This window comes from Streptomyces sp. NBC_00554 (assembly GCF_041431135.1).
Classification (GTDB): domain Bacteria; phylum Actinomycetota; class Actinomycetes; order Streptomycetales; family Streptomycetaceae; genus Streptomyces.
Genome location: NZ_CP107799.1, coordinates 7,865,045 through 7,877,308 on the forward strand (window position 1 = coordinate 7,865,045; position 12,264 = coordinate 7,877,308).

The window sequence follows — 12,264 nt, forward strand, 5'->3', positions numbered from 1 at the left end:
GGCATCTATAAGCGGTCCTTGGCGGATCCACGTAGAAATCGGCAATGGACGTGGTCTTCATGGGGCCGCAGAGTGGTCCCATGGAGACCTTCGAGACCCTCGTACGTGCGGAGTTCGCCCCGAAGAACACCTACCTGAACACCGCGAGCACCGGGCTGCTCCCGGTCCGCGCGGTCGACGCCATGCGGGCCGGCGTCGAGTCCGTGGCGGCAGGGCAGGCGCAGGACATGTTCGCGGACGTGGAGGCGGCCAGGTCCGCCTTCGCGCGACTGGTCGGCGTCCCGGACCGCAGGGTCGCGGCCGGGGCCTCGGTCGCCGTCTACACCGGCCTGATCGCCGCCTCGCTCCCCGAGGGCGCCGAAGTCCTCACCGCGGAGGCCGACTTCACGTCCGTCGTGAACCCGTTCCACATGCGCCGCGACCTCAAGGTACGCACGGTGCCGCTGGAGCGGATGGCCGAGTCGGTGCGCCCGGACACGGCACTCGTCGCGGTCAGCGCCGCACAGTCCGCCGACGGACGGATCGCCGACCTGCCGGCGATCCGCGAGTCCGCGCGCGAGCACGGCGCCCGTACCTACGTCGACGTGTCCCAGGCCGCCGGATGGCTGCCGATCGAGGCGGACGCGTACGACTACGTCTCCTCCGTCGCCTTCAAGTGGCTCGTGTGCCCGCGTGGAGTGGCCTTCCTGGTCGTTCCGGAGGACCTCGGCGGGCTCATCCCGGTCTTCGCCGGCTGGGTCGCGGGCGAGCATCCCTGGGACAGCTGCTACGGCCCCGTCGAGGAACTCGCCCACTCCGCACGGCGGTTCGACGAGAGCCCCAGCCTCTTCTCGTACGCGGGCGCCCGGCACTCCCTCGAACTGATCGAGGAACTGGGCGTCGACACCGTACGCGCCCATGACCTCGGCCTCGCCGACCGCTTCCGCACAGGCCTGCACGGACTGGGCCACGAACCCGTCGCCGCCCCCGGCTCGGCCATCGTCTCCGTGCCCGGACTCGGCCGCCTCCAGCCCGAGTTGAGCGCCGCGGGAATCGAAGTCTCGGACCGGGCGGGCAACTTGAGGGCCGCCTTCCACCTGTACAACACCACCGCCGACGTCGACCGACTGCTGGACGTCCTGTCCGGCTGAGCGCCCTGCCCACTGGCGCGGGGTGCGCGGGGGCGCTAGGAAGGGCACCACGAGGTGGTGGTGCCGGTGGAACCTACGCTCGCGGACGCCGAGTTGCATCGGCGGCTGGTGTACGGGGACGAGTCCGCGCTCGGCGAGGTGTACGCCGCGTACGGCGCGCTCGTGCGAGGGGTGGCCGTCCGGGTCACCCGCAGCCCGGCCGCCGCCGACGATGTCGCGCAGGAGGTCTTCGCGCAGCTGTGGAGCAGGCCGTACGCCTTCGACGCGCGCCGCGGGTCGTTGCGCACCTGGCTGTCCATGCTCGCCCACCGGCGGGCCGTGGACTGGGTGCGCAGCGAGGCCAGGCACCGCAAGGACGTCCGCGCGGACGACTCGGCGCTGCACGCCATCCCCGACGCCGCGCCCGGCCCCGATGAGACGGTCGTCGACCGGGAACGCTCGCTGCTCCTGCACACGGCCCTCGCCGAACTCCCGGGACCCCAGCGCGAAGTGGTCCACCTCGCCTATTTCGCGGGCCGCACCTACCGCCAGGCCGCGGTGGAGCTCGGCATACCGGAGGGCACTGCCAAGACCCGGCTGCGCTCGGCGCTGCGCAAGCTCGCGGAGTCCCTTGCCGATCCACCGGATCCGGCACTGGAAAGGGGTGCGTGATGGCGGCGGGGGTGGCTCCGGGCGGGCCGGGCGTGCGTATGGTGGGCTCAGCGGGGCGAGGTGCGGCCGCCATGCCGGCCATGTCCCGGAAGGGCGGCATGTGATGAGCACCGAGCACGAAGACGTACGGGATCTGCTGGCGGCCTGGGCCTTCGGCGCGCTGCCGGCCGCGGAGCGGCAGACGGTCCCCGCGCACCTCGCCGACTGCGAGTCCTGCGCGGCGGAGGCGGAACGGCTGCGGGAGACGGTCCGGATACTGGACGGACCTCCGGGAGCCGCCAACGGCTCGCATGAGTCGGGGGGCGCGCTCGCCCTCGCTCTGCGCACCCGGCCCGCGGCGCCCCTGGTGGCCCCGCATGCCGCCCCCTACGCTGCCGCGGTCGCCGGACTGCAGTCGCTGCTGAGGGAGTTGGACGGGCTCGGAGCGTGGAGTACGCCGGTCGTGCACGACTGGGACGTGCACAGCACCGTCGCCCATCTGATCGCCGCCGACGAGCCGTTGGCCACCAGGCTCGGCCTCGACGCACATGTGCCGCCATCGAGGCCCGCACCGGACGGGACGCGGTGGGAGGACGTCTGGGCCGCGCGGACCGCCGACGTGATCGCGTACGAGCAGGGGCGCACACCCGAGGAGACGGTCGCCGCGTGGAGTGCCCGGGCCGGGGCGCTGCTCGCCACACCCGAGGCGCGCGACTCCGAACTTGCCTCCCTCGCCACGACGTTGATGGGCGTACGGCTGCCCGTCGCGGACCACTTCGTCGTGCGGGCCTTCGAGGCGTGGATCCACACCGACGACATCGGGCGCGCCCTCGGGTTCCCCGTGCCCCCGCCGCCGGATCCGCACCTGTGGCAGCTCGTCCGCCTGGCCGTCCGCATCCTCGGCATGGCGCTGGGGTCCGAGGCGCCCCCGGTGCTGTTCGCGGTGACCGGGGCAGGCACCGACGCCCAGTGGGTGCTGGGCTCCGAGGACGAGCCCGTGCGGGCCGAACTCGTCCTGGACCCCGTCGACTTCTGCCTGCTGGTGGGCGGCCGGTACACACCCGAGGACGTGCCGCGGGGTGCGGTGGGGGACGACGCCGCCGTCGCCAACGTACTGACGAGGGCGGCGTCACTGGCCTGGCTGTAGCTCACCTCACCGGCGGCTCACCTCACCAGTGGCTCACTTCACCGGCGTGAAGTCCCGCGCCCCGATGAACTCGGGCCGCCGCACCGGCGCCGCGAACGGCTCCGCCGCCGCGTTCTCCACGCTGTTGAACACGATGAAGACGTTGCTGCGCGGGAACGGGGTGATGTTGTCCCCCGAGCCGTGCATGCAGTTGCAGTCGAACCAGGTCGCCGAACCGGCCCTGCCCGTGAAGAGTTTGATGCCGTGCCGGGTGGCGAAGCGGGTGAGGGCCTCGTCGGAGGGCGTGCCCGCGTCCTGCATCTGGAGCGACTGCTTGTAGTTGTCCTTCGGCGTGGCCCCCGCACACCCGAGGAAGGTCTTGTGCGACCCCGGCATGATCATGAGGCCGCCGTTGGTGTCGTAGTTCTCGGTCAGCGCGATCGACACGGACACGGTCCGCATGTTCGGCAGACCGTCCTAGGCGTGCCAGGTCTCGAAGTCCGAGTGCCAGTAGAAGCCGCTCGCCCCGAAGCCGGGCTTGACGTTGATCCGCGACTGGTGGACGTACACGTCGGAGCCGAGGATCTGCCGGGCCCGGCCGACGACCCGCTCGTCGCGCACCAGGCGGGCGAAGACCTCGCTGATCCGGTGCACCTCGAAGACGGACCGGATCTCCTGCGACTTCGGCTCGACGATGGACCGCTCGTCGGCGCGGATCGCGGGATCGGTGACGATCCGCTCCAACTCCTGCCGGTAGACGACGACTTCGTCCTCGTCGATGAGCTCCTCGACAGGGAGGAAGCCGTCGCGCTCGTACGCCTGGAGCTCGGACACCGCGATCGGGCCCGGAGTGCCGGGGGCGCCCCAGACGACCGGGTCCCGGCGGGGCGCGGACACCTCGACGGCGGCGCGGCTCGGGTAGAGATCGGTGAGCGTGGTCATGGGATTCAGACCTCCTCGGATTCGGTCAGCAGGGGGTAGACGCCGTTCTCGTCGTGGTCCTCCCGTCCGGTGACGGGCGGGTTGAAGACGCAGACACACCGGAAGTCGGTCTTGGGACGCATCGTGTGACGCTCGTGGCCGTTCAGGAGGTACATCGTCCCCGGCGCGATCCAGTGCGTCTCGCCGGTCTCGTCGTTGGTGAGTTCGGCCTCGCCCTCGACGCAGAGCACGGCCTCGATGTGGTTCGCGTACCACATCGACGTCTCGGTACCCGCGTACAGCGTCGTCTCGTGGAGGGAGAAGCCGACCTTCTCCTTGGCGAGGACGATGCGCTTGCTCTCCCAGGTCCCGGATGCCGCCTTCACATGCCGGTCGGTGCCTTCGATGTCCTTGAACGAACGGACTATCACGGTGGTGCGCTCCCTCTCTCTCGGGTGCTCTCGCGTGTTTTCTCGTGCCTTCTCAGACGGTTTCGCGTACGGCGCGGGCGAGGGTGCGCAGCCCCTCGTCCAGCTCCTCCGGCGTGATCGTCAGCGCCGGAAGCAGCTTGACGACCTCGCCCTCGGGGCCCGAGGTCTCGATGAGCAGCCCGAGTTCGAAGGCGCGCTGCGCGATGCGGCCCGCGCGCTCCTTGTCCTTGAACTCGATGCCCCAGACGAGGCCCCGCCCGCGGTACTCCTTGACGTCGGCGAGGTTCTCCTCGGTGATGGAGATCAGCCCCTGCTCGACCTGCTCGCCGCGGGCGCGGGTCTGCTTCTCCATGGCGGAACCGTCGGCCCAGTACGCCTCCAGGGCGGCGGCGGCCGTGACGAACGCCGGGTTGTTGCCGCGGAAGGTGCCGTTGTGCTCGCCCGGCTCCCAGATGTCCAGCTCGGGCTTGAACAGGCACAGGGACATGGGCAGTCCGTACCCGGAGATGGACTTGGACACGGTGACGATGTCGGGCACGATCCCCGCCTCCTCGAAGGAGAAGAACGCGCCCGTACGCCCGCAGCCCATCTGGATGTCGTCGACGATCAGCAGCATGTCCTGGCGCTCGCACAGCGCGGCGAGGGCCCGCAGCCACTCGGGCCGCGCGACGTTGATGCCGCCCTCGCCCTGCACCGTCTCCACGATCACGGCGGCGGGTTTGTTGAGCCCGGAGCCCTGGTCCTCCAGGAGCCGCTCGAACCAGAGGAAGTCCGGGACCTGGCCGTCGAAGTAGTTGTCGAAGGGCATCGGGGTGCCGTGCACCAGCGGGACGCCGGCGCCGGCCCGCTTGAAGGCGTTGCCGGTCACGGCGAGCGAGCCCAGCGACATCCCGTGGAAGGCGTTGGTGAAGGACACGATCGCTTCGCGCCCCTTCACCTTGCGCGCCAGCTTCAGCGCGGACTCGACGGCGTTGGTGCCCGTCGGCCCCGGGAACATGACCTTGTACGGCAGATCGCGCGGCTGCAGCACGACCTTCTGGAAGGACTCCAGGAACGCGCGCTTGGCGGTCGTCGACATGTCGAGACCGTGGGTGACACCGTCCCGTTCCAGATAGTCGATCAACGCCCGTTTGAGTACGGGGTTGTTGTGCCCGTAGTTGAGTGATCCGGCGCCCGCGAAGAAGTCCAGGTACTCATGGCCGTCCTCGTCGTACATCCGGCTGCCCTGCGCTCGGTCGAAGACGGTGGGCCAGCTGCGGCAGTAGCTCCGCACCTCCGACTCCAGGGTCTCGAAGACGCTCAGGTCGGGCTGGGTGATGGTCACAGCGGATCTCCTCCTGGGAGACGAAGTCGTGGGGGGTCGAAGCCGTGTGGGGCCGGGGTTCGAGCCGTGTGGGGTTCAGAGCGACAAGGGCCCGATGCGGTACAGCACCTCGGGGTCGTGCGAACCGTCCGGGAACTGCCCTGCCTGGAACAGCACTTCACGCTCGACGCCCGCACCGTGACGTGCGGCGTACGAGGTGAAGAGCCGCTCGGAGGCGGTGTTGCCCGGCGTGATGGTGGTCTCGACGGCGGTGATCCGCTGCTCCCCGGCGACCCGCGCGGTCAGCCCGTCGAGCAGCGCCCCGGCGAGACCGCGCCCGCGGTGGGCGGCGTCGACGGCCACCTGCCACACGAGCAGCGTGCCCGGCCGCTCGGGCCGCACGTACCCGGTGACGAAACCGACGGTCGCGCCGTCCGTGTCCCGCGCCACCGCCGACGTACCGGCGAAGTCACGGCACCACAGCAGATAGCTGTACGAGGAGTTCAGGTCGAGGGTTCGGGAGTCCTTGGCGATACGCCAGAGTGCGGCCCCGTCGGCCACCTCCGGACGGTCGATCCGAAGGCCCTCCGGCATTTCCAGGAATTCCGCTTGCGGGTCTGCGTGTGCGGCGGTCATGCGGATTGAACTTAGCGAGGGAAATTCGAAATTGCATTGACCCACGGGGTTACGCACGAGGCGCCCGAGTGTTATCACGCGGGCGCGTGCAGCCGCACGAGTCGGCTCCGTTTGATCCCGCTTTACCCGGAAAATTCAACAGGAACCGGACGTCCTGTGGAGTGCGTCACAGCCACGTAATCACCACGAGATGTGCCCGAATTACGAGGTTGGCGTTCGCGAAATCTTAGCGTTTACGCACGAAAAAAGCGGGCAGGAGAATATGGGAAGCTGCGCAGAATTAATAGCAGGATAAGCGAGACGAATTTAGCCCGTCCGGCGTTTGAGGACGAGCGCGAAGCGCGATAAGGGGGTCTGGGGGCGCAGCCCCCAGGGACGGGACGGGAAGGGGCGGAGGGGGCGAAAAACCCCACCGCTCACCCCCACGCCCCCGCCACAGCCCGCCGAGCCCCCTCAAGGTCAACAGCCAGCCCCGCCTCAGCCAGCGCAGCGCCCAGCGCCGCAAGGCTGGAGTGCACAACCCCCCGAGTCGCATCGGGCCCATAGTGGTTCACCCGGATCATCGACTTTGCGAGCGCACCCCCACCCGCGACCAACGGCAACACCGGATCCGCGGCCAGCGCCTTGGCCACAAGCCCGGACGCGTCGACCCCCGACGGCGCCCGCAACGTCGTGGCGACGGGCGCCGCGTCCACCGCCTCGTACACATACGGCTCAAGCCCCCCGCCCAGGGCGAGCGCCCCGGCGCGCGTGGCCGCCGCGGCCGAAGCGTGCCGCGCCATCACCGCGTCGAGCCCCTCGCCCTCGATCCGCTCGACACACGCCTCGAGCGCCAGCATCTCCAGCTGCGCGGGCGCGTGCAGCAGCGCCTTCCGGCCCCCGTCGACCCACCGCTGCTTCCAGTCGAGGAGCGAGAGGTACGACCGGCGCGGAGCCGCGGGATTGGCGGCCATCCGCGCCCACGCCCGCTCGCTCACCGACACGGCCGACACCCCGGCGGGCCCGCCCATCGCCTTCTGCGCCCCGATCACGCACAGGTCGACACCCCACGCGTCCGGCAGCACCGGCTCGGCCCCGATCGACGCGACGGCGTCGAGGTAGAAGAGCGCCCCGTGCTCCCGTACGACCTCACCGATCTCCGCGACCGGGTTGGTGTTCCCCGTCGCCGCCTCCGCGTGCACCAGCGACACGAAGTCGATCGAGGGATGCTCGGCGAACGCCTCCCGCACCTGCGCGGCGGTGACAGCCGTATGGAAGGGCACCGCCAGGTCGATCACCGTCGCGCCGCAGTCCCGCAGCCAGTCCCCGAAGGTCTGCCCGTAGGGGCCGGTGATCACATTGAGCGCGGTCGTGCCCGGCCCGGCCGTGCCACGGATGGCCCCCTCCAGCGGCAGCAGCGCCTCGCCCTGCATGATCACGACGTCCTGCTCGGTGGAGAGCAGCCGCGCCACCCGGTCCTCGATCGACGCGAAGTGCGCCGCGCTGAGCGGGGCCAGGTCCAGGAAGGGGTGGGTCACGACGGTGCTCTCTTCGCTCACGGGGTCTAACGAGGCCCATGGGGGGCAATGGATCAGAGCGTAACCGGCGACACCGCACCGGTTTGGACCGGCGACTTCTGAGGCCGGACGGCGCGGTGACCATCGGATTGATTTGAGTGAGTCAAACCTTTCCTTATAATCAGAACCCTCAGTCCCCCCACAGGAGGTCTCCGTGAACTCGGTCCTCGGACGCCGAACCCGCTTTCTGGCCGCCACCACCGCGACGGCCGGGCTGCTGCTCGTGGCCGGCTGCTCCTCGGACGACGGCGGAGGCTCGACCACCGTCAAGGGCGTCAAGCTCGTCAAGGCGGATCAGATCACCACCTGCACTCACCTCCCGTACCCGCCCTTCCAGTCGGAGATCGACGGCAAGGTGCAGGGCTTCGACGTCTCGCTGATCGACCTGGTCGCCAAGGACCTGGGCGTGAAGCAGGAGTTCATCGACACGCCCTTCGAGAACTTCAAGACCGGCGCGTTCCTCAACTCCGGCGAGTGCGACCTCGCCGCGGCCGGCATGACGATCACCGACGAGCGCAAGAAGAACGTCGACTTCTCGGACCCGTACTTCGAGGCGACGCAGGCCGTCCTGGCCGACAAGAAGAGCGGCATCACCTCCTTCGCCGACCTCAAGGGCAAGAAGGTCGGCACCCAGGCCCAGACGACCGGCGAGGACTACGCCACGAGCCACGGCCTCGACCCCGTCTCCTTCGAGTCCTCCGACGCCCTCCTCAACGGGCTGCGCACCGGCCAGGTCCAGGCCGTCATCATCGACTACCCGGTCGTCCAGGGCTGGCTGAAGGACAAGGCCAACGCGGACGCCTTCGAGGTCGCCGACAACATCAACACCGGTGAGCAGTACGGCTTCTCGGTGAAGAAGGGCAACACCGCGCTCGTCGACGCCATCAACAAGGCGATCGCGGACGCGAAGGCCGACGGCACGTACGAGACGCTGTACGAGAAGTGGATCGGCCCGTACGACGCCGCCGCGGCCTCCGCCTCCCCGTCCGCCTCATGAGTGGAGCCGACGCACAACTCCAGCCACGCAAAAGCGGTCTGACCCGGCGTCAGAAGCGTGCGCTGTCACGCGGTGTCCAGTACGTCGTGTTCGTCGCGGCCGTGGTCGCCTTCGCGGCCACGGCCGACTGGGGGCGGCTGAAGAACCAGTTCGCGCAGTGGGACCTGGTCACGCAGATGTTCCCGGACGTCATCACGATGGCGCTGAAGAACACCGTGCTCTACACCATGTCCGGGTTCGTCTTCGGCCTGGTGCTCGGCATGGTCGTCGCCCTGATGCGGCTGTCTCCGGTGGGCCCCTACCGCTGGGTCGCCGGCATCTACATCGAGATCTTCCGGGGCCTGCCCGCCCTGCTCATCTTCGTGTTCGTGGGCGTCGCGGTACCGCTCGCGTTCCCGGGCACGGAGATCCCCGGCGGCACCTACGGCAAGGTGGCGCTGGCCCTCGGCCTGGTCTCGGCCGCCTACATGGCCGAGACGATCCGCGCGGGCATCCAGGCCGTGCCCAAGGGGCAGATGGAGGCGGCCCGTTCGCTGGGCTTCTCGCACACCCGGGCCATGGTCTCGATCATCATCCCGCAGGCCTTCCGCATCGTGATCCCGCCGCTCACCAACGAACTCGTCCTCCTCTTCAAGGACTCCTCGCTGGTGCTGTTCCTCGGTGTCACTCTGGAGGAGCGCGAACTCACCAAGTTCGGGCGCGACCTGGCGAGCCAGACCGCCAACTCCACGCCGATCCTGGTCGCGGGCCTGTGCTATCTGCTGGTCACGATCCCGCTCGGCTTCGTCGTGCGCCGCCTCGAGACGAAGGCCGGGGAGGCCACCAAGTGAGCACGTCCCAGCCATCAGAGATCCGTCGGACACCAGAGATCCAGGTCAAGGGCCTGCACAAGTCCTTCGGGGACAACGAGGTGCTGCGCGGCATCGACCTGGAGATCGGCTCGGGTGAGGTCGTCTGCGTCATCGGCCCGTCCGGCTCCGGCAAGTCCACGCTGCTGCGCTGCGTGAACCTCCTCGAGGAGCCCACCAAGGGCGAGGTCTTCGTCGGCGGTACGGAGGTCACGCACCCCGACGTCGACATCGATGCCGTACGCCGCCGTATCGGCATGGTCTTCCAGCAGTTCAACCTCTTCCCGCACCTGTCGGTGACCGACAACCTCACGCTGCCGCAGCGCCGGGTGCTGAAGCGGGACAAGGCCGAGGCCGCGAAGATCGCCGCGGAGAACCTGCGGCGCGTGGGCCTCTCCGAGAAGGCCGACGCGTACCCCTCCTCCCTCTCCGGCGGCCAGCAGCAGCGCGTCGCGATCGCCCGGGCCCTGGCCATGGGCCCCGAGGTGATGCTCTTCGACGAGCCGACCTCGGCGCTCGACCCCGAACTCGTCGGCGACGTACTCGCGGTCATGCGGATGCTCGCCAACGAGGGCATGACGATGATGGTCGTCACCCACGAGATGACCTTCGCGCGCGAGGTCGCCGACCGCGTCGTCTTCATGGACGGCGGCGTGATCGTCGAGGAGGGCGCCCCCGCACAGGTCATCGGCAACCCGAGCCACGAGCGGACGCGCCACTTCCTGTCACGCCTGCTTGACCCCGCGATGGCGGACGTGGAGGAAGAGGTCTCGGACCGGGTGGGCAAGGGGGACCACGGCCCCAATTAGGGTGCAGTCCATGAGCGATCGCACCGTGCTGCACGTGAGGGGACGGGTCCTCGTCGGGCCCGAGGACGTCCGGGACGAACTCTGGGTCGTCGGCGGGAGGATCTCGTACGAGCGCCCTGCCGGCGTCCGTGACATCCGCACCGTCGAGGGCTGGGCCCTGCCCGGCCTCGTCGACGCGCACTGCCACGTAGGGCTCGGCCTGCACGGCCCCGTCGACGCCGACGTCGCCGAGAAGCAGGCGCTGACCGACCGCGAGGCCGGCACCCTGCTGCTGAGGGACGCGGGCTCGCCCTCCGACACCCGCTGGATCGACGACCGCGCAGACCTCCCGAAGATCATCCGCGCGGGCCGCCACATCGCCCGAACCCGCCGCTACATCAGGAACTTCGCGCACGAGATCGAGCCGGAGGACCTCGTCGCGTACGTCGCCCAGGAGGCCCGGCGCGGCGACGGCTGGGTCAAACTCGTGGGCGACTGGATCGACCGCGGCACCGGCGACCTGAGCGCCTGCTGGCCCCGGGACGCCGTCGAGGCCGCGATCGCCGAGGCACACCGCCTCGGCGCCCGCGTCACCGCGCACTGCTTCGCCGAGGACTCCCTGCGGGACCTGGTCGAGGCCGGCATCGACTGCGTGGAGCACGCGACGGGCCTGACCGAGGACACCATCCCGCTCTTCGCCGCACGCGGCGTCGCGATCGTCCCCACGCTGGTGAACATCGCGACCTTCCCGCAGCTCGCGGCCGGCGGCGACGGGAAGTTCCCCCAATGGTCCGCGCACATGCGCCAGTTGCACGAACGTCGCTACGACACCGTGCGCGCCGCCTACGACGCCGGGATCCCCGTGTACGTCGGCACCGACGCGGGCGGCTCGCTCGCCCACGGTCTTGTCGCGGGCGAGGTCGCCGAACTCGTCACCGCCGGCATCCCGCCCGTCGAGGCGCTGTCGGCCACGACATGGGGGGCGCGTCGGTGGCTGGGACGGCCGGGCCTCGACGAGGGGGCACCGGCGGACCTCGTGGTGTACGAAAGGGATCCGCGGGCGGACGTACGCGTGCTGGCCGCCCCGCGGCGGATCGTGCTGAACGGGCGGGTCGTGGGTTAGGCGCCATGGGATCCCCGGGATCCCGGTACAGAGAGAGTCACTTGCCTTCAACGAGGGAGCGCTGGCGGAGATGATCGATCCGGCAACCATCGACGTGCCCGAATTCCTGGAGCGCTGGTACGGCCCTCCCGACGGCCCGTCCGGGACGCTCCCCACCACCTGCGACTGGCTGCCGGCCCCCCTCAAGGAGTGGCACAGGCTCGCGTCCCGGTGGTCGACCCCGCTCATGACGGTGAACCGGATGATCGCGCCGGAACAGGTGAAGGCGGGCGAGGACAGCACGGCCGTCTTCATGGAGGACGCAACCGGCGACTGGCGGTGGGCGTTCGACACTGCCGAGCCGGACGTGGTCCACGAAGCCGAGCTCTACGAGCCGTGGCAGCGGTGCGCGGAGAGCCTCCCGGAACTCCTGACGCACAGCGTCCTGTACGAGGCCACGTACACGGGCAGTTCGTGGCGGGAGTGCGCCCAGGTGGAGGAGCACCGGCTCGACTCCGTCCTCGCGCCGATGACATGCATCGCGTTCGGCGGCTGGGGTTCGCCCCGACCCGGTGGCCGGATCTTCATGAGCGACACCCTGGTCGCCGCGACGGGGCCCGCGATGGCCCCCGGAAGCCCCTGGGAGAACAGGCCGGGATACGCGGAGGTGCGCGTGGCCACCACGGAGCCCGAGCGTCTGGCCTACCTGGACGACATGACTGACATCCCTTGGATCAAGCCGTTCCCCTGACCGCCGTCAGGCAGGCCATCGGCCCCGGCAACACGAGGCTGCCGG

General features: G+C 69.9%; 12 protein-coding genes and 1 pseudogene. 8 read left to right on the forward strand and 5 right to left on the reverse strand.

What is annotated here, in order from left to right; translation table 11 throughout:
* Nucleotides 1-80 precede the first annotated feature (80 nt).
* The 3 genes from OG266_RS34660 to OG266_RS34670 all read left to right on the forward strand — a co-directional run bounded on the left by OG266_RS34660 (nt 81) and on the right by OG266_RS34670 (nt 2,907).
* Nucleotides 81-1,130 carry an aminotransferase class V-fold PLP-dependent enzyme gene (locus OG266_RS34660; RefSeq protein ID WP_371550549.1) on the forward strand — a complete coding sequence of 350 codons (1,050 nt, stop codon included), beginning with the start codon at nt 81-83 and terminating at the stop codon, nt 1,128-1,130.
* A 54-nt stretch (nt 1,131-1,184) separates the two neighbouring features.
* Nucleotides 1,185-1,781, forward strand: coding sequence for an RNA polymerase sigma factor (locus tag OG266_RS34665; protein WP_266466118.1), 597 nt, complete (start codon nt 1,185-1,187; stop codon nt 1,779-1,781).
* Nucleotides 1,782-1,884: 103 nt separating this feature from the next.
* Nucleotides 1,885-2,907, forward strand: coding sequence for a maleylpyruvate isomerase family mycothiol-dependent enzyme (locus OG266_RS34670; RefSeq protein ID WP_371550551.1), 1,023 nt, complete (start codon nt 1,885-1,887; stop codon nt 2,905-2,907).
* 33 nt (nt 2,908-2,940) lie between these two features.
* On the opposite strand, the pseudogene thpD reads toward OG266_RS34670, so the two are convergent.
* From thpD to OG266_RS34695, 5 genes and pseudogenes are all read right to left on the reverse strand, one after another.
* Nucleotides 2,941-3,828: pseudogene (gene thpD, locus OG266_RS34675) on the reverse strand (ectoine hydroxylase).
* 5 nt (nt 3,829-3,833) lie between these two features.
* Nucleotides 3,834-4,238, reverse strand: a complete 405-nt coding sequence (locus OG266_RS34680; RefSeq protein ID WP_266466127.1) for an ectoine synthase — start codon at nt 4,236-4,238, stop codon at nt 3,834-3,836.
* Nucleotides 4,239-4,290: 52 nt separating this feature from the next.
* A complete protein-coding gene (ectB, locus tag OG266_RS34685) occupies nt 4,291-5,562 on the reverse strand; it encodes a diaminobutyrate--2-oxoglutarate transaminase (protein WP_266466131.1) in 1,272 nt (423 codons plus the stop codon).
* A gap of 75 nt (nt 5,563-5,637) precedes the next feature.
* On the reverse strand, nt 5,638-6,177 hold the full coding sequence (gene ectA, locus OG266_RS34690) for a diaminobutyrate acetyltransferase (RefSeq protein ID WP_371550553.1): 540 nt from the start codon (nt 6,175-6,177) through the stop codon (nt 5,638-5,640).
* A 416-nt stretch (nt 6,178-6,593) separates the two neighbouring features.
* Nucleotides 6,594-7,694 (reverse strand): alanine--glyoxylate aminotransferase family protein, encoded by a 1,101-nt coding sequence (locus tag OG266_RS34695; protein WP_371553066.1) that lies wholly within the window; start codon nt 7,692-7,694, stop codon nt 6,594-6,596.
* A 193-nt stretch (nt 7,695-7,887) separates the two neighbouring features.
* Between OG266_RS34695 and OG266_RS34700 the strand changes: the two genes are divergently transcribed.
* From OG266_RS34700 to OG266_RS34720, 5 genes are all read left to right on the forward strand, one after another.
* Nucleotides 7,888-8,730, forward strand: coding sequence for an ABC transporter substrate-binding protein (locus OG266_RS34700; RefSeq protein WP_371550555.1), 843 nt, complete (start codon nt 7,888-7,890; stop codon nt 8,728-8,730).
* Entirely contained in the window at nt 8,727-9,560 is an 834-nt protein-coding gene (locus OG266_RS34705) for an amino acid ABC transporter permease (RefSeq protein ID WP_266466140.1), read from the forward strand. Before OG266_RS34700 ends, OG266_RS34705 begins: the two co-directional genes overlap by 4 nt.
* Nucleotides 9,557-10,387: an amino acid ABC transporter ATP-binding protein gene (locus OG266_RS34710; protein ID WP_371550557.1), complete on the forward strand. Its 831-nt coding sequence runs from the start codon at nt 9,557-9,559 to the stop codon at nt 10,385-10,387. The genes OG266_RS34705 and OG266_RS34710 overlap by 4 nt, the downstream gene beginning before the upstream one ends.
* 10 nt (nt 10,388-10,397) lie before the next feature.
* Complete coding sequence (locus OG266_RS34715) at nt 10,398-11,489, forward strand: amidohydrolase family protein (protein WP_371550559.1); 1,092 nt, start codon at nt 10,398-10,400, stop codon at nt 11,487-11,489.
* A gap of 70 nt (nt 11,490-11,559) precedes the next feature.
* A complete protein-coding gene (locus OG266_RS34720) occupies nt 11,560-12,219 on the forward strand; it encodes a hypothetical protein (protein WP_371550561.1) in 660 nt (219 codons plus the stop codon).
* Nucleotides 12,220-12,264 lie beyond the last annotated feature (45 nt).

Bases quoted from the DNA above. Each gene is read 5' to 3' on its own strand.
- OG266_RS34660 (WP_371550549.1), top strand. From the start codon at position 81: ATGGAGACCTTCGAGACCCTCGTACGTGCGGAGTTCGCCCCGAAGAAC.
- OG266_RS34670 (WP_371550551.1), top strand. From the start codon at position 1,885: ATGAGCACCGAGCACGAAGACGTACGGGATCTGCTGGCGGCCTGGGCC.
- ectA (WP_371550553.1), bottom strand. From the start codon at position 6,177: ATGACCGCCGCACACGCAGACCCGCAAGCGGAATTCCTGGAAATGCCG.
- OG266_RS34705 (WP_266466140.1), top strand. From the start codon at position 8,727: ATGAGTGGAGCCGACGCACAACTCCAGCCACGCAAAAGCGGTCTGACC.
- OG266_RS34715 (WP_371550559.1), top strand. From the start codon at position 10,398: ATGAGCGATCGCACCGTGCTGCACGTGAGGGGACGGGTCCTCGTCGGG.
- OG266_RS34720 (WP_371550561.1), top strand. From the start codon at position 11,560: ATGATCGATCCGGCAACCATCGACGTGCCCGAATTCCTGGAGCGCTGG.